At 69.3% G+C, this 16,374-nt stretch carries 16 protein-coding genes; 3 read left to right on the forward strand and 13 right to left on the reverse strand.

What is annotated here, in order from left to right; genetic code table 11:
- Nucleotides 1-6 precede the first annotated feature (6 nt).
- From carA to OV207_RS37375, 8 genes are all read right to left on the reverse strand, one after another.
- Complete coding sequence (carA, locus tag OV207_RS37340) at nucleotides 7-1,131, reverse strand: glutamine-hydrolyzing carbamoyl-phosphate synthase small subunit (RefSeq protein WP_193430171.1); 1,125 nt, start codon at nucleotides 1,129-1,131, stop codon at nucleotides 7-9.
- A complete protein-coding gene (locus tag OV207_RS37345) occupies nucleotides 1,131-2,432 on the reverse strand; it encodes a dihydroorotase (RefSeq protein WP_193430172.1) in 1,302 nt (433 codons plus the stop codon). Before OV207_RS37345 ends, carA begins: the two co-directional genes overlap by 1 nt.
- Nucleotides 2,429-3,322, reverse strand: coding sequence for an aspartate carbamoyltransferase catalytic subunit (locus OV207_RS37350; RefSeq protein WP_267559816.1), 894 nt, complete (start codon nucleotides 3,320-3,322; stop codon nucleotides 2,429-2,431). The genes OV207_RS37345 and OV207_RS37350 overlap by 4 nt, the downstream gene beginning before the upstream one ends.
- A gap of 72 nt (nucleotides 3,323-3,394) precedes the next feature.
- Nucleotides 3,395-4,642, reverse strand: a complete 1,248-nt coding sequence (lepB, locus tag OV207_RS37355) for a signal peptidase I (protein ID WP_267559817.1) — start codon at nucleotides 4,640-4,642, stop codon at nucleotides 3,395-3,397.
- Between the two features lie 4 nt (nucleotides 4,643-4,646).
- On the reverse strand, nucleotides 4,647-6,458 hold the full coding sequence (lepA, locus tag OV207_RS37360) for a translation elongation factor 4 (protein WP_193430175.1): 1,812 nt from the start codon (nucleotides 6,456-6,458) through the stop codon (nucleotides 4,647-4,649).
- Nucleotides 6,459-6,619: 161 nt separating this feature from the next.
- Nucleotides 6,620-7,564, reverse strand: a complete 945-nt coding sequence (locus OV207_RS37365; RefSeq protein ID WP_267559818.1) for an NAD-dependent epimerase/dehydratase family protein — start codon at nucleotides 7,562-7,564, stop codon at nucleotides 6,620-6,622.
- Nucleotides 7,565-7,641: 77 nt separating this feature from the next.
- On the reverse strand, nucleotides 7,642-8,601 hold the full coding sequence (locus OV207_RS37370; RefSeq protein ID WP_193430224.1) for a UDP-glucuronic acid decarboxylase family protein: 960 nt from the start codon (nucleotides 8,599-8,601) through the stop codon (nucleotides 7,642-7,644).
- 24 nt (nucleotides 8,602-8,625) lie between these two features.
- Nucleotides 8,626-8,808 carry a ribbon-helix-helix domain-containing protein gene (locus OV207_RS37375; protein ID WP_120530896.1) on the reverse strand — a complete coding sequence of 61 codons (183 nt, stop codon included), beginning with the start codon at nucleotides 8,806-8,808 and terminating at the stop codon, nucleotides 8,626-8,628.
- A gap of 171 nt (nucleotides 8,809-8,979) precedes the next feature.
- Between OV207_RS37375 and OV207_RS37380 the strand changes: the two genes are divergently transcribed.
- The gene (locus tag OV207_RS37380) at nucleotides 8,980-9,498 is read left to right on the forward strand and encodes a hypothetical protein (protein WP_324291604.1); all 519 of its coding nucleotides are present in this window, start codon (nucleotides 8,980-8,982) and stop codon (nucleotides 9,496-9,498) included.
- Nucleotides 9,499-9,573: 75 nt separating this feature from the next.
- On the opposite strand, the gene OV207_RS37385 is transcribed toward OV207_RS37380, so the two are convergent.
- The 4 genes from OV207_RS37385 to OV207_RS37400 all read right to left on the reverse strand — a co-directional run bounded on the left by OV207_RS37385 (nucleotide 9,574) and on the right by OV207_RS37400 (nucleotide 13,387).
- Nucleotides 9,574-9,936: a cupin domain-containing protein gene (locus tag OV207_RS37385; protein ID WP_120530894.1), complete on the reverse strand. Its 363-nt coding sequence runs from the start codon at nucleotides 9,934-9,936 to the stop codon at nucleotides 9,574-9,576.
- 27 nt (nucleotides 9,937-9,963) lie between these two features.
- Complete coding sequence (locus OV207_RS37390; RefSeq protein WP_193430177.1) at nucleotides 9,964-10,806, reverse strand: SPOR domain-containing protein; 843 nt, start codon at nucleotides 10,804-10,806, stop codon at nucleotides 9,964-9,966.
- Nucleotides 10,807-10,979: 173 nt separating this feature from the next.
- Entirely contained in the window at nucleotides 10,980-12,026 is a 1,047-nt protein-coding gene (mnmA, locus tag OV207_RS37395) for a tRNA 2-thiouridine(34) synthase MnmA (protein WP_267559821.1), read from the reverse strand.
- 92 nt (nucleotides 12,027-12,118) lie between these two features.
- Nucleotides 12,119-13,387: a CCA tRNA nucleotidyltransferase gene (locus tag OV207_RS37400; RefSeq protein WP_267559822.1), complete on the reverse strand. Its 1,269-nt coding sequence runs from the start codon at nucleotides 13,385-13,387 to the stop codon at nucleotides 12,119-12,121.
- A gap of 106 nt (nucleotides 13,388-13,493) precedes the next feature.
- On the opposite strand from OV207_RS37400, the gene OV207_RS37405 reads away from it, so the two are divergent.
- Nucleotides 13,494-13,925, forward strand: a complete 432-nt coding sequence (locus OV207_RS37405; RefSeq protein WP_267559823.1) for a DUF4326 domain-containing protein — start codon at nucleotides 13,494-13,496, stop codon at nucleotides 13,923-13,925.
- 208 nt (nucleotides 13,926-14,133) lie between these two features.
- Here OV207_RS37405 and OV207_RS37410 read toward each other — a convergent pair whose 3' ends face one another.
- Nucleotides 14,134-14,937 carry a hypothetical protein gene (locus OV207_RS37410; RefSeq protein WP_267559824.1) on the reverse strand — a complete coding sequence of 268 codons (804 nt, stop codon included), beginning with the start codon at nucleotides 14,935-14,937 and terminating at the stop codon, nucleotides 14,134-14,136.
- 420 nt (nucleotides 14,938-15,357) lie between these two features.
- Here OV207_RS37410 and OV207_RS37415 point away from each other — a divergent pair, with 420 nt between their 5' ends.
- The gene (locus tag OV207_RS37415; RefSeq protein WP_267559825.1) at nucleotides 15,358-16,347 is read left to right on the forward strand and encodes an aldo/keto reductase; all 990 of its coding nucleotides are present in this window, start codon (nucleotides 15,358-15,360) and stop codon (nucleotides 16,345-16,347) included.
- Nucleotides 16,348-16,374: the final 27 nt, after the last annotated feature.

Genomic DNA, 16,374 nt, shown 5'->3' on the forward strand with positions numbered 1-16,374 from the left:
GCCTTTTCATCCCGCCATCAGCGTCGCGAAGCGGCTGAACAGGTAGCGCGCGTCGTGAGGGCCGGGCGAAGCCTCGGGGTGGTACTGCACGCTGAAGGCCCTCGCGTCCGGAACGGCCAGGCCCTCCACCGTACCGTCGTTCAGGTTGATGTGCGTCACCACGGCCTTGCCCTTGAGGCTGGCGTCGTCCACCGCGAACCCGTGGTTCTGCGCGGTGATCTCCACCTTGCCCGTCGTCAAGTCCTTCACGGGCTGGTTGCCACCCCGGTGACCGAACTTCATCTTGTACGTCCGGCCGCCCAGCGCCAGCGCCATGATCTGATGCCCCAGGCAGATGCCGAACACCGGCACCTTGCCCAGGAGCGCCGCCACCGTGCGGTCCGCGCCCTTCACCGCGGCCGGGTCGCCCGGGCCGTTGGCCAGGAAGACGCCGTGCGGCCTGCGCGCCAGCACCTGCTCCGCCGTGGTGTGGGACGGCACCACCGTCACGCGGCAGCCCACGTCCACCAGGTACTGGAGCATGGAGCGCTTGAGCCCGTAGTCGTACGCCACCACGTCGTACTTCAGCTCCGGCTCCGGGCGCTTGTCCCCGGGCGCCAGGAACACGTCCGGCGACGGCGTGGTGAACAGGTACGGCTCCTTGCAGGAGACGCCCGTCGCCAGGTCCATGCCCTCCATGCCCGCGGCGCTCCGGGCGCGCTCGGACAGCGCGGCCAGGGACACGTTCTCCGTGGAGATGACGCCCATCTGCGCGCCATGCGTGCGCAGGTGGCGCACCAGCCGGCGCGTGTCCACGCCCTCGATGCCGGCGCGGCCATGGCGCGCCAGGTACGCGTCCAGCGTCTCCTCCGAGCGCCAGTTGGACGGCGTGCGCGTCAGCGAGCGCACCACCATGCCCACCGCGTGCGGCTGCCCCGCTTCCTCATCCGAGGCGTTCGCCCCGATGTTGCCCATCTCCGGATAGGCCATGGTGACGATCTGCCCGACGTACGAGGGGTCCGTGAGGATCTCCTGGTAGCCGTACATGGACGTGTTGAAAACGACTTCGCCCACCGTCTCGCCGGACGCGCCAAAGGCCCGCCCTTCGAAGGTGGTGCCATCCGCCAGTGCGAGCACCGCCCGCTTCGTCATCACCGCGACTCCTTGAGCTGACCGTCCTCGAACACACACCGGCCCCCCACCCACGTCTGCGACACGCGACCCTTCATCGTGCGCCCGTGGAAGGGGGTATTCCGACTGCGGGAATAGAACCGGTGAGCATCCACCGTCCACTCCTCCCCAGGTGATACGACCGTGATGTCCGCTGGTGACCCGGGCGCCAGGTGACCGCCTGGCAGGCCGAATACCCTCGCGGGCCCCTCCGACAGGAGCTCCACCGCCCGGCGCGGGGTGAGCACCCCTTCGTGCACCAGCGCCAGGGTGAGCCCCAGGGCCGTCTCCAGCCCGACGATGCCGTTGATGCCCTTCTCGAACTCCACCAGCTTGTCCGACACGCCGTGGGGCGCGTGGTCCGTGGCGATGGCGTCCACGGTGCCGTCCACCAGCGCCTCGCGCAGGGCCTTCACGTCCGCGTCGCCCCGGAGCGGCGGCGCCATCTTCGCGTGGGTGTCGTAGTCCCCCACCGCCCGGTCATCGAGCGTGAAGTGGTGCGGCGCCACCTCGCAGGTGACGCGCAGGCCGCGCTTCTTCGCCTCGCGGATGAGCCGCACGCTGCCCTCGCACGACACGTGCGCGACGTGCAGCCGGCCCTTCGTCTCCTCCAGCAGCACCAGGTCGCGCGCCACCATGGCCACCTCCGCGGAGGCCGGGATGCCGCGCAGGCCCAGGCGCGTGGACGTGGCGCCCTCGTGCATCGCGCCGCCCGCGGACAGCGTGAGGTCCTCCTCGTGCACCATCACCGGCACGTCGAAGAGCGTGGCGTACTGGAGCACCCGGCGCATCAGCGCCGCGTTCATCACCGGGCGGCCGTCGTCGGTGAGGGCCACGCAGCCGGCGCCCACCAGCTCGCCCGCCTCCGACAGCTCCTCGCCCTTGAGCCCCTTGGTGATGGCCCCCGCCGGGTAGACGTGGCACAGGTCCGCGTCCCGCGCGCGCGACAGCACCAGCTCCGTGACGAGCGCGCTGTCGTTGACGACCTTCGTGTTGGGCATGGCCACCACGCCGGTGAAGCCGCCCGCAACCGCCGCGCGGCAGCCGGTGAGCACCGTCTCCTTGCCCTCCTCGCCCGGCTCGCGCAGGTGCACGTGCAGGTCGATGAAGCCCGGCACCACCCACTTGCCGGTGGCGTCCACCACGCGCGCGTCCTTCGGCGCGACGAGCGGCGCCTCCGACACCTGGGCCACCCGTCCGTCCGTCACGAGCACGTCCCGGATGCCGTCCACCCCATTGCGCGGGTCGATGACGCGCGCCCGCTGGAAGAGCACCGACGTCATGATGCGCACCTCTCCAGGATGGCCCGGCGCACCGCGACGCCGTTGGCCACCTGCTCCAGGATGACGCTGCGAGGCCCGTCCGCCACCGCCGGGGACAGCTCCACGCCGCGGTTGATGGGGCCCGGGTGCAGCACCGGCGCGTCCGGCTTCATCCGCTCCACGCGCGCGGGCGTCAGTCCGAACAGCCGCGAGTACTCCCGCTGCGAAGGCAGGAACGCCTCCGCCATCCGCTCCGTCTGCAGCCGCAGGCACATCACCGCGTCCGCCTGCGGCAGCACCGCGTCCAGCCGGTGCGTCACCTCTCCGCCCATCTCCTCCAGCCCCGGGGGCAGGAGGGTGGGCGGCCCGCAGAGCACGACGCGGGCCCCCAGCGCCTTGAGGCACACGAGGTTGGAGCGGGCCACGCGGCTGTGCAGCACGTCCCCGACGATGAGCACCGTGCGCCCGTCCAGCGAGCCCCAGCGCTGGCGCAGGGTGAAGGCGTCCAGCAGCGCCTGGGACGGGTGCTCGTGGGCGCCGTCACCCGCGTTGACCACGGCGCACTTCACGTGCCGGGCGACGAGGTGCGGCGCGCCGGACGAGCGGTGCCGGATGATGATGATGGCCGGGCCCAGGGCCTCGATGTTGCGGGCGGTGTCCAGGAGCGTCTCCCCCTTGGACACGGAGGAGCCGACGAAGCTCCAGTTGAGGACGTCCGCCCCCAGGCGGCGCGCGGCCACCTCGAAGGAGGAGCGCGTCCGGGTGGAGTCCTCGAAGAAGAGGTTCGCCACGACCTGGCCGCGCAGCACGTGCGAGGCCTCCGGTCCGCCGGGCAGGTGCTCCTGTGCGCGGTCGAGCAGCGCTTCCAGCTCGTCCCGCCGCCAGCCTGCGATTCCGAGAAGATGTCTCATGGGCCGGGGCCGCCGCGTACCGCGCGCCGCACGTTGCGTCAAGCGTGGCGCGCGGCGGCGCGGCCGGGACGTTCAGCGCACCGGCTCGAAGAAGCGATCCACCCGCAGGCCCGTGCCGCCAAACAGGTTGCCCAGCAGGCCGCCCCAACCGAGCGACAGCCAGACCACCATGGCCTTGCCCTTGATGTGGCCGTACGGCACGTACTCCACCTCGTAGTGGCCGGGGGCGCCCAGGCCGTAGCGGCTGTCCGCGCTGTTGTCGCGGTTGTCGCCCATCACGAAGACGTGGTTGGCGGGCACCGTGTAGGGGCCCTCATGCTCGCGGCCGGGCTGGCGCAGGGGGCGCTGGAGCGCCGAGTGCACCACCCCGCTGAGGTCCTCGCGGTAGAGCACCTCCTCCTGGTCGAACCACCGGCCCGTCGCGTCGTCCTGGTTGTGGACGATGAAGTCCGGCGTCACCAGCGTGCGCTTCTGCGCCTGGCCGTTGATGTGGATCACCCCGTCGAGGATCTCCACCACGTCGCCGGGAAGGCCCACCACGCGCTTGATGAAGTCCGTGGACTCGTTCACCGGGTTGTTGAAGACGATGACGTCCCCGCGCAGGGGCTCGCGCACGATGCGGAACGGCACCACGTTCATCAGCGGGATGCGCACGCCGTAGATGAACTTGTTGACGAAGACCTGGTCACCAATCTGGAGCGTGGGCAGCATGGAGCCGGACGGGATGCGGTACGGCTCCACCAGCACCGTGCGGATGACCAGCGCGATGAACAGCGCCTTGACGAAGCCCCCCGCGATGTCCCACACGGACTGCTTGCGCCAGGCCCCCAGGTGCTCCTGGGTCATCAGCTCCAGCGCCTTCAGCTCCGCGCGCAGGACCTCCGCGTCCCCCGCCACCGCCGCGTTGTCCACGCGCAGGGCCTGGTCGGTGATCTTCTCCGCCACGGCCGGAGACACCTTGTCCTTCATGCGCTCCAGGATGCGCTCATCCTCCGCGATGAGCTCCCGCGCCTCATGCCGCAGCGTGCGCAGCAACGATTCCTTCTTGGAGGCGTTGCGCCACACCAGCAGGCCCACGAAGGCGATGACCATCAGCAGGCCGAACCCCTTGATCAGGGGCTGCGCCCAGGACGCCGTCCGCGGCGCCATTTCAATGAGCGTGACGTAGGGCACGAACGCCAGGCCCACCGCGCACAGCGGGGCCCAGAGGCTGGTGAGCAGCTCGCGCCACAGCAATTGACGGCGGGCCTTGAGCTGCTCCGGCGTGCGACGCGCGGCCATGGCCGCTCCCAGCTTCGCGGAAGGACTGGCCGTGCTCATAGGGCTACTGCTCCGTCTTGAGGACCGCGAGGAAGGCTTCCTGCGGAATCTCCACCGTGCCGACCTGCTTCATGCGCTTCTTGCCCTCCTTCTGCTTCTCCAGGAGCTTGCGCTTGCGGCTGATGTCGCCGCCGTAGCACTTGGCGAGCACGTTCTTGCGCATCGCGGAGATCGTCTCACGGGAGATGATCTTCGCGCCGATGGCGGCCTGGATGGCCACCTCGTACATCTGCTTGGGGATCACTTCCTTGAGCTTCTCGCAGACCTCGCGGCCGCGCTGGTACGCGCGCTCGCGGTGCACGATGACGGAGAGCGCGTCCACCGGCTCCCCGTTGATGAGGATGTCCAGCTTCGCCAGGTCCGCCTCCGCGTAGGCGGACAGCTCGTAGTCCAGGCTCGCGTAGCCGCGCGACACGCTCTTGAGCCGGTCGAAGAAGTCGAACACGACCTCCGCCATGGGCATCTCGTACGTCACCTGCACGCGCGTGCCGCTGGAGCCCAGGTACTTCATGTCCTTCTGCACGCCGCGCCGGTCCTGGCACAGCTTCAGGATGGCGCCCAGGTGCTCGTTGGGCACGTGGATGTGACAGGTGAGGATGGGCTCCTCGAACTTGGTGATGTTCTGCGTCGGCGGCAGCTTCGCCGGGTTGTCCACCAGGAGCACTTCATCCTTGGTGGTGGTGATGCGGTAGACCACCGACGGCGCCGTGGTGATGAGGTTGAGGTTGTACTCGCGCTCCAGCCGCTCCTGGACGATCTCCATGTGGAGCAGGCCCAGGTAGCCGCAGCGGAAGCCGAACCCCAGCGCCGTGGACGACTCCGGCTCATAGGTGAAGGCGGAGTCGTTGAGCGTCAGCTTCGCCAGCGCGTCGCGCAGGTTCTCGTAGTCGGACGAGTCCACCGGGAAGATGCCGCTGAAGACCATCGGCTTGACTTCCTTGAACCCCGGGAAGGGTTCCGCCGTGGACCGCAGCTCCTCCGTGACGGTGTCGCCGACCTTCGCGTCCTGCAGCTCCTTCACGTTCGCGACGAGGACACCCACCTCGCCGGCCATGAGCTGCGTGACGGGGCGCGAGAACGGGCTGAACACGCCCAGCTCCTGCACCTCGAAGGCCTTGTTGTTGCTGAACATCTTGATCTTCTGCTTGAGCTTCAGCGTGCCTTCCAGCACGCGCACCAGCACCACCACGCCCCGGTAGTTGTCGTACCAGGAGTCGAAGATGAGGGCCTTGAGCGGCGCGTCCACGGCCCCCGTGGGCGGCGGCACCTGCTTGACGACCGCCTCCAGGATGTCGTGGATGCCGATGCCCTCCTTCGCGGAGGTGGGCACCGCCAGGGACGCGTCGATGCCGATGACGTCCTCGATCTCCGTGCGCGTGCGCTCCACGTCCGCGCTGGGCAGGTCGATCTTGTTGATGACCGGGATGATGGCCAGGTCGTGCTCCAACGCCATGTAGACGTTGGCCAGCGTCTGCGCCTCCACGCCCTGGCTCGCGTCCACGACGAGCAACGCGCCCTCGCACGCGGCGAGGCTGCGGCTCACCTCGTAGGCGAAGTCCACGTGCCCCGGTGTGTCGATGAGGTTGAGGACGTAGTTCTGGCCGTCCTTGGCGGTGTACGTCATCCGCACGGACTGGGCCTTGATGGTGATGCCCCGCTCACGCTCGATGTCCATGTTGTCGAGGAACTGGGCCTGCGCCTCACGCTTCGTCAGCGTGCCTGTCTTTTCCAGGAGGCGGTCGGCCAGCGTCGACTTTCCATGGTCGATGTGGGCGATGATGCAGAAGTTGCGGATGTGCGCGTTTTCAGCCGGCATGTTCAGGGCGCTCGATCAGTCGCGAAGCGGGCGTAGGTAACACCGAACCGCCCGAAAATCCACGACTGCGCACACGCGCCCGCCCGGCCTTCCACCCGCCTGGCGACGGCCGCTCCCCCTGGCGACGGGCCGGAGGGAGCAAAGGAACGTCCGGAGGCGGACTAGCCCCGGGCCCGCGCGGGGCCGGCGGCCTTGTCCCGGAAGAACTGGAGCGTGTGGCGCAGGCCGTCCGCCAACTGCACCGTCGGCTCCCAGCCCAGCACCTTCTTCGCCAGGGACGCGTCGATGCAGGAGCGCATCTGTTCGCCCGGCTTGCCCGGCGCGTGCGCCACCTTCAGCGAGCTGCCGCCCGCCTGCGCGATGAGCTCATAGAGGCGGTTGATGTCCGTCTCCACGCCGGTGCCGATGTTCGCGGCGCCCACGTAGTCGCTCTGGAAGGCCAGGTAGTTGGCGCGCGCCACGTCCGGACCGAAGACGAAGTCCCGCGTCTGCTTGCCCTCGCCGAAGATGGTGCAGCCCTGCCCGGCGATGACGCGCTGGCTGAAGATGGCCACCACGCCCGCCTCGCCGTGCGGGTTCTGCCGGGGGCCGTACACGTTGGCGTACCGCAGCGCGACGAAGGGCACGCCGTACTGGGCGCGGTAGTAGCCCAGATACAGCTCGCCCGCCGCCTTGGAGACGCCGTAGGGCGACACCGGCCGCGTGGGGTGGCCCTCCGTGGCGGGGAAGAAGTCCTGCTCACCGTAGATGGCGCCGCCGGTGGAGCTGAAGATGACCTTCTTCACGTCGCTTTGGCGCGCGGCCTCCAGCAGGTTGAGCATGCCGCGGATGTTCACGTCCGCGTCGAAGCCGGGGTCGTCCACGCTGCGGCGGACGTCCATCTGGGCGGCCAGGTGGCAGATGACCTGGGGCTTCTCCGCGCGGATGAGCTCCGCGGCCTCGCGGCTGCGGATGTCGTGCACGGCCAGGCGCACGCGCGGATCCAGGTTCTCCTTCTTGCCGCCCGACAGGTCGTCCAGCGCGATGACCTCATGGCCATTGCGCAGGAACTCGTCGCACACGTGGGAACCAATGAAGCCCGCTCCGCCCGTCACCAGGACTTTCACGCCGTTCTCCCCCGGGCCCGCCGCCGCCAGGGGGGCAGGGCCGTCAACACCTTCGCGTTCACTCGCGCGCGGCCAACCTAAGTCCCGCTGGGACGACCGGCAACCTCTCGGAAGTACGCGATGGTCTCCCGAAGACCGTCCTCCAGCAGGACCTTGGGCTCCCACCCGAGCAGCGTGCGCGCGCGGGTGATGTCCGGCTGGCGCTGCTTCGGATCATCCTTGGGCAGCGGGTGGTAGACGATCTCCCTACCCCCACCCGACGCCGCGCGCACCGCCTCCGCGAACTGCTTGATGGTCATCTCGCGCGGGTTGCCGATGTTCACCGGGCCCCGGACGTCCGAAAGCACCAGCCGCACCAGGCCGTCCACCAGGTCCTTCACGTAGCAGAAGGAGCGCGTCTGGCTGCCGTCGCCAAAGACGCTGAAGTCCTCGCCCTTGAGCGCCTGCCCCACGAAGGCGGGCACCACGCGGCCGTCGTTCAGGCGCATGCGCGGACCGTAGGTGTTGAAGATGCGCACGATGCGGACCTCCACGCCGCGGCTGCGCTCGTAGGCGGCGCTGATGGCCTCCGAGTAGCGCTTGGCCTCGTCGTACACCGAGCGCGGCCCGATGGGATTCACGTTGCCCCAGTAATCCTCCTTCTGGGGGTGCACCAGCGGATCGCCGTAGACCTCCGACGTGGAGGCCATGAGGAACACGGCCTTCTTCTTCTCCGCCAGCTTCAGCGCGTTCTCCGTGCCAATGGAGCCCACGCGCAGCGTCTCCAGCGGGAGGTTCGCGTAGTCGATGGGCGAGGCAGGCGAGGCCAGGTTGAGGACGTAGTCCACCGGGCCGTCCACCTCCAGGCCGTCGATGATGTCCTGCTTCACGTACTGGAAGCCCGCGCGCGGCTTGAGCGTGCGCACGTTCTGTTCGTTGCCGGTGATCAGGTTGTCGACCGCGATGACGGACTCGGCGCCGTCGTCCAGCAGCCGCTCACACAGGTGGGAGCCGACGAATCCGGCCCCGCCCAGCACCACCGCCCGCTTGCCACGCATGCTCGTCACGTCACGCCTCGTTCTTCAGGAAAGTTCGTCGAAGGTCGACTGGCCCGGCAGCTGCGCCTTGTACTTCTCCAGCACCAGGTCGATGCCCTGCCGGATGTACTCGGCCACGGGCACCTTCGTCTTCTGGTTCAGCGCCTTGAGCAGTTCGTTCTGCTCCGGAGTGATGTAGATGGTGGTGCTGACTTTCTTTCGGGCCATGGCGATACGTGAAAATATATGGAATGACGTGGCCTGCGAAAGCACGGAGTGCGAGCGGCGCGAACATGGCGCCCTGCCCGCCCAGGAGGCATCATGTCCCCTAGCAAACGCCTGATTTTACTGGGGTTCCTCGCCGCAGGCGGGGTGTCAGGATGTGCGTCCCAGAAGCCTGTGGAGACCGCTGACGCAGCGCGCAAGCGCCCGGAGGCCGAGGCCATCCGGGGAAAGCCGGCCGCCGGGGAGACCGTCACGGAGCTGGACGCGAACGGCGACGGCCGGACGGACGTGTGGGAGTTCCGGCAGAAGGACGTGCTGGTGCGCAAGGAGCTGGACCTGAACTGGGACGGCCGCGTGGACGTCACCCAGTTCATGGACCCGCAGGGCGCGAAGGTCCGCGAGGTGATGGACCTGGACTACGACGGCAAGGTGGACGCCACGTACCACTACGCCGAGGGCAAGCGCACACAGGGCGAGCGGGACCTGGACGGCGACGGCAGGGTGGACTCGTGGCTGTACTACGAGAACGACACGCTCGTTCGCAAGGAGCGCGACGCGAACCACGACGGCCGCGTGGACTACTGGGAGTACTGGGAGGGCGGCCAGGTGGACCGCATTGGCGAGGACCTGGACGGCGACGGCACCGTCGACCAGTGGACCCGCAACCCCAAGGTGAAGCCCGCCGGGGAGTGACGCCTCGACGCGGCCGGCGCGCTCCCGGGACTTCGGGGGGCGCCGGCGCGGAAGCAGGGCCGCCAACGCGGACGACTACGCCTTGCTGGTGCCGGCGCGGCCGTACGAGTCTTCCAGCCGCACGACGTCATCCAGCTCGGGGGTGCTCACCTCGAGGATGTCGCAGTCGGTGATGGCGACCATGCGGTGCTTGGTCAGCGGCTTGATGTGGTAGCTCTCACCGGGGTTCATCTCCTTCTCGATGAGGCCCTGGCCTTCGTCGACGACGAAGAGCAGCTTGCCGCTCTGGACGTGGATGGTCTCGTCCTTGCGGTTGTGGAACTGCAGGCTGAGCTTGTGCCCTGCCTTCACGTGCAGGAGCTTGCCCACGTAGCGCTCCGTGTGGGCCCAGATAAGCTCATGGCCCCAGGGCTTCTCCACCCGCTTCGTCGTCGTCATGGTGCTTCTTCTCTTCCTTGCCCAGCGCTAGTTCGTGCCGGCCACGTAGGCGTCGAGCTGGGTTTCGCGCTTGAAGTCCGTCAGGTACCGGCCCGCCGCCTCCTTCGAGGCGAAGGAGCCCATCCGGACGCGGTACCAGGTGCCCTTGCCGGGCACCTCCGCCGTCAGGATATACGGGGCATAGCCTCGGTCGCGCAACCGGGCGGCGAAGCGGTCGGCGTCCGAGCGACTCTGGAAGGCGGAGAGCTGGAGCGTGAACGCCCCACCCTTCACGGCCTCCGCCGGGCGGGGAGGCTCGGCCGGGAGCTGCTGGGCGCGCGCGATGGCCTCCTTCATGCCCCCGTCGCGTGCGGCGGTGCGGGTGGGCACCGGCGTCTCCTCCACCTTTCCCTTCACGGGCTCCGGCTTCACCTCCGGCTTCACGGCGACCGCGAGGACGTCCTCCTTCGCGGGCAGCTCGCCGGTGTCGGGGTCCGGCGTGGGGGCCAGGACGGGCTTCGCGGCGACCTTCGCGGGCTCCGGCTTCACCTCCGGCTTCGCGGCGACCTTCGCGGGCTCCGGCTTCGCGGCGGGCTTGGGCGCGGGCAGCGACGGCAGGGGCTCCGCGGAGGTCTTGCGGGTGAGCTCGTCCGGGAACGTGAGCGGCGGCTCCTGGCGCGCGTCGTTGAGGACCTGGGCGTTGGCGTCCAACGCGGAGAGCAGGTCCGGGGCGGCGGCCGTCTGCGCGTCGCCGGAGAGCTTCTTGCCCACCACGACGCCCAGGACGAACACCGCGCCCATCACGACAATGCCGGCGATCAACAGGCTGACGATCTGGCGATTGTCCAACGAGACGTCGAACTTCTCCTTCATCCGGTGGGCGTCACGCATGGCAGGGCGAACCTCGTCGCGCGCACGGGCCGTGTTACGGCCTGTAGCGACAGCGTGCGCGCAAGCTACGCCCCACCCCCAGGCGGGTCAAATTCACGGAATGGGGGGGCTTGACGCCGCTGTCGTGAAGCGCTGGCGAGCCCAGAAGTCGGCCCGCCCCGCATCACCCGACGTCAGACGATCCACCCGCCGCCGAGCACGCGGTCGCGATCGTAGACCACCGCGGCCTGGCCCGGCGTGACGGCGCGCGCGGGCGCATCCAGCTCCACGGACACGAGCCCGTGGGCGGAGATGTGCACCCGGCCCGAGGCCCCCGCGTGACGGTGGCGGATCCGCACCTCCACGGCCTGTTCAGGCGGAGGCGGCGCGTCCACCCAGTGCGGCTGGAGCAGGCCGAACCGCGCCCGCCCGGTGCCCTCCGCGGGGCCCACGACGACCCGGTTCGTCTCCGGCTCCAGGCGCTGCACGTAGCGCACCTCCCCGCCGCCCAGGTTGAGCCCCTTGCGCTGGCCCACGGTGAAGCGGTGGATGCCGTTGTGGGTGCCCAGCACGCGGCCCTCCGGATCCACGACCTCGCCTGACGGCTGCGGCCCGGCGACCTTCTCCACGAACCCGGCGTAGTCACCGTCGGGCACGAAGCAGATCTCCATGCTCTCCGGCTTGTGGGTGGTGGGCAGGGCGTGGCGCTCCGCGACGGCGCGCACCTCCGCCTTGGTCAGGTGGCCCACCGGGAAGAGCACGTCGCGCAGCTCCTCCTGGCCCAGGGTGAAGAGGAAGTAGCTCTGGTCCTTGGCGGCGTCCGCCGCGCGGCGCAGGTGGAAGCGGCCGTCCACCTCCTCCACCTGGGCGTAGTGGCCCGTGGCGAGCCGGGCCCCCAGGGCGCGGGCGCGCTTGAGGAGGAAGTTGAACTTCACGTCGCGGTTGCAGGCGACGCAGGGGATGGGCGTCCTGCCGCCCAGGTACGACTGGACGAACGGGTTGACCACCCGGTCCTGGAAGATCTCCTCGGCGTTGGCCACGTAGAACGGGATGCCCAGCGTCTGGGCCACCGCGCGGGCATCGTCGATGTCGTCCGGACTGCAGCAGCTTCCACACTTCGCGCTGCCCTCGTAGGACCAGACGCGCAGGGTGATGCCGATGACCTCATGGCCCTGCTCCTTGAGCAGGGCGGCGGCGGCCGAGGAATCCACCCCGCCGCTCATGGCAACGACGACTCGCATGGGGCTCCTTCCTACACGCCCCCGCGCCGGGACGCACGGCCGGAAGGCACCCGGGCCCCCTTCCCTGCCCTCCGGCCGGGGAAGAGGTGCGCTCAGGTGCTCCGCGCCCGGTCCCAGTCCGTCAGGAGCGCGCGCAGCTGGTCCGCCGTGTTGCGCGAGGGGTCGTCCAGCACGGCCTCCACCAGATACCGGGTCGCCTCGCCCACCTTCGGGGACGGCCCGATGCCCAGCGCGGACATGATGCCGCCCCCGGTGAGCGCCAGCTCCTTCGCGGACAGGGGCGGCTTCGCGGCGACGAGCGACTCCAGGCGCCCGGAGAGCGTCGCCAGCGCGGGGAGCTGCTCCGGCGCGCGGGCCTGGACGCGGGCCCTCGCCACGGCGAGCAGTGCGGGGAGCTGCGCCGGGCCCACCCGGGCGAGCAGCCGGCGCAGGGCCGGGTCCGGATCCGCGAAGCGCGTCTCCAGCTTCGCGTGTTCGATGAGCAGCCCCACCAGGTCGGCGGACTTGTTGGGGAACTTCAACCGCATGCACAGCTCGCGGGCCTGGGGCCCCGTGACGAGGTCCGCGAGCAGCGTGGCCATGCGGACATCCAGCTCCAGGGGCGCGGCCTGCGTGGCGACGCGGGCGAGCCGGGCGGCTTCGGCGTCCGCGCGGGCCAGCTCCGGCAGGAAGACCTCCAGCAGCCCCGTGTCCGCGAGGAGCTGGAGCCCGGCTTCGGCGCGCGGCGACAGGAGGAGCTTGCCAAGCTCCTCGCGCACGCGCTCCAGGGCCACCTTGCGGAAGACGGCGAGGGTCGCGGGGATGGCGTCGCGGGTGTCGGGGTCCAACGAGAAGCCCAGCACGGCGGAGAAGCGCACGGCGCGCAGCGGGCGCAGGCCGTCCTCGGAGAAGCGCTCCAGCGCGGAGCCCACGCATTTGATCAACCGCGCCGGCAGGTCCACCTGTCCGCCGAACGGATCCACCAGCTCCTTGTCCAGCGGGTTGTACGCCATGGCGTTGATGGTGAAGTCGCGCCGGGACAGGTCCTTGACGATGTCGCGCTCGAAGGACACCGAGCTGGGGCGGCGGCCGTCCAGGTAGTCCCCCTCCGAACGGAACGTCGTCACCTCCACGTGGTTGCCGCCGGTGACGACCGTGACGGTGCCGTGCTGGATGCCGGTGGGGATGACCTTGCGGAAGGCCTTCTGGACCTCCTCGGGCAGCGCGCTCGTCGCCACGTCGAAGTCCTTGGGGTGGACCTGGCGGACCATGTCCCGCACGCAGCCGCCCACCAGATAGGTGGCGTGGCCCAGCTCCCGCAGGCGGGCGATGACTTCGAGCACGGGATTGGGGATGTCGGCGTTGTGGAGATTGGCGATCATGGCTGCTGGGGCTGAGAGGAGGCGGGCGGCCTACGTTGCCCCCTTCCGCGGGGCATTGCCAACCCGATCGCCCGGGCGGTGCCCGTCTGGTAACGGTGCGGAGGCCATGTCTGAATCCCGCACCACCGCGGTGCACGTCCACGACGCCTGCGACGTGTACGTGGGCCGCGCCTTCCGCGCCTGGGCGAAGCCCGGTCCCCTCAACCCCGTCCCGGGCCGCTTCGGCAATCCGTTCAAGCCCGGGGGCGTGAAGACGCAGAAGGCGATGCTGCGCACGTACTTCGAGCCCTGGCTGTCCGCCCTCCCCGCCGACGAGGCCGCGCGGATCCGCGAAGAGGCGCTGCGCCGCATGGGCCCGGAGCCGGACGCCTTCGAGTCCTTCCGCTGGTACCTGGAGCTGCGCACCCGCCACGACGCGGACTTCCTGCGCGACGTGCGGGCCCTGCGCGGCAAGCGCCTGGGGTGCTGGTGCAAGCCGGGCCCATGTCACGCGGATGTTCTGGTCGCCTGGTTGGAGACCTCTCCGGGGGCCCGGTAGGAGCAGGACGGGCTGGCCACGCGTTTGGGGAGAGCGACTTCGCGGAAGGCGACCTCCACGCGCTCGCCCCCTTCTCCCAAGCGCTGCGGCCCCCAGGCCGTTTCATGGCGGGCCACTTCGCGCGACCCGCCTCCTGGAAGACGACACGCCGGACGGGGAGACACTCCCGCCCGGCGTGGAACCTGATCAAGAGGCTTGCTGGCGCCGACTACTTCCCGGCGACGAAGGACTCACCCAGGATGGTGAAGTCCCTCGCGGCGGCCTTCACGTCGATGGCGGAGAAGCCCGTGTACGGGTAGTGCCCCTCCTTCACCTGCTCGACGATCTCCAGGTGGTCACCGCTCAGGCGCTTTCCATTCACATCCAGCGCGAAATCACCCGGCGCGCCGCGGAAGCTCCAGACGCAGGCGCCCGTGCTGATGGAGTCGAAGAAGCTCGAAGAGGTCTGATTCCGGAAGCCGATGTGGATGGGGGTGAAGCGGATGTGGATGTTGTACCAGTCGGAGTTCACGCCGTAGTCCGGCTCGTAGTGCTGGAAGCCCAGGAAGCGGTTGTTCTGGTACAGGTTCACCCGGTACGCCGACCCGCCCGGAGTGCCCGTGAACATGGGCCGCAGGACCACCTGATCCCCGTTGCCCGTCAGGCCAATGCTGAGCGAGCTGACCACCTGGTCACCATCGCGCGCCGCCAATTCCAGGCCCTGGCCCTTCTCACCCAGCCCGCCGATGTCGGGCCTCATCTCCCAGCTCGTGGCCCGGGGGATCTCGCTGGAGATGCCGTCGGTCTTCACGTCCTCCAACCCGGAGACCGCGATGCCCTCCTTGGTGCGCGTGAGCGCCGCGCGGCCGGTCGCGCAGTTCTTGATGCCCTCGAAGCCTTCAATGCACTGCTGCTCGGCCTTCGCTTCCTGCGTCGAAAGCGCGGGCGTCTGCGGCTCCTCGCCCTGGCAACCCGCGACCGTCAGGCTCAGGAGCGCGGTCGCCATCAGTCGGCTGGTCAGTCGGATGTTCATGGAATGGACCTCTCGTTGGGGGGATGGAGCAGCACCACATGCTCCCGGGTCCGGGGAAGACCCGGCACAGACCCATGCACCCTCCGAGCCATGACCACCGCATCACGGCATGGCCCCTGGAAACCCGTCGAGCGCCACGAGGGAAGCGAGCGCTGAGTAGCGCGGTCCGTCACAGGCTCACGCAGCCTGTAACATGCGACGTTACATGCGACACACGTAGAGTCACGCCGACTTCACCTGCCGTCTGGCATTGATGGCGGTGCGACAGGTCGATGACTGGAGGGGCGACGCCCCCACTGTTAACCCCTTCTTAAGAGCCTGTTGGCTTCGCCGGGCCTAATCGTTCGTGGGTCGGAGGGGTATCTCTCCTGGGTCGCTCCACGGCATCACCCCCAGGACGGAGCACAGGAGGAAGCACTCATGCGGAAGCGGAGACTTGGGAAGAGCAACCTGGAGGTTTCAGCCATCGGGCTCGGCTGCATGGGAATGAGCCACGGCTACGGCCCGCCCGCGGACAAGCAGGAGATGATCTCCCTGATTCGGGCGGCCGTCGAACGGGGCGTCACCTTCTTCGACACCGCGGAGGTCTACGGCCCGTTCACGAACGAAGCGCTCGTGGGCGAAGCCCTGGCCCCGGTGCGCGGGCAGGTGGTGATCGCCACCAAGTTCGGATTCAAGATTGATTCCGCCGGAAAGCAGGCAGGCCTGGACAGCCGGCCCGAACACATCAAGCAGGTCGCTGATGCCTCCCTCCAGCGACTCAAGACGGACGTCATTGATTTGTTCTACCAGCACCGGGTGGACCCGGACGTGCCCATCGAGGACGTCGCCGGCGCGGTGAAGGACCTGATCCAGCAAGGCAAGGTGAAGCACTTCGGCCTCTCCGAGGCGGGCGCCAGGACGATTCGTCGCGCGCACGCGGTCCAGCCCGTCACGGCGTTGCAGAGCGAGTACTCGCTCTGGACGCGGGAGCCCGAAGCGGAGGTGCTGCCGACGCTCGAAGAGCTCGGCATCGGCTTCGTTCCGTTCAGCCCCCTGGGCAAGGGGTTCCTGACGGGAAAGATGAGCGAGTCCGTCCAATTCGACAAAAGCGACTTCCGCAACCTCCTGCCACGCTTCGCGCCAGACGCCCTGAAGGCCAATCAAGCCTTCGTCCAGTTGCTGGGCAGCGTCGCGGAGCGCAAGAAGGCGACACCTGCCCAGATTGCCCTGGCGTGGCTCCTGGCACAGAAGCCGTGGATCGTTCCCATTCCCGGGACCACGAAGCCGCACCGCCTGGAGGAGAACCTGGGCGCCGCCACCGTGGAACTGACACCGGACGAACTCCGTGAAATCGACAGCGGCGCCTCCACCCTCAAGGTGCAGGGGGCTCGCTACCCGGAGCACCTGGAGAAGCTGACCGGCCGCTGAGCGGGGACGCAGACGACAGGGCCGCGC

It is taken from the genome of Corallococcus sp. BB11-1 (assembly GCF_026626625.1).
Taxonomy (GTDB): Bacteria; Myxococcota; Myxococcia; order Myxococcales; family Myxococcaceae; genus Corallococcus; species Corallococcus soli.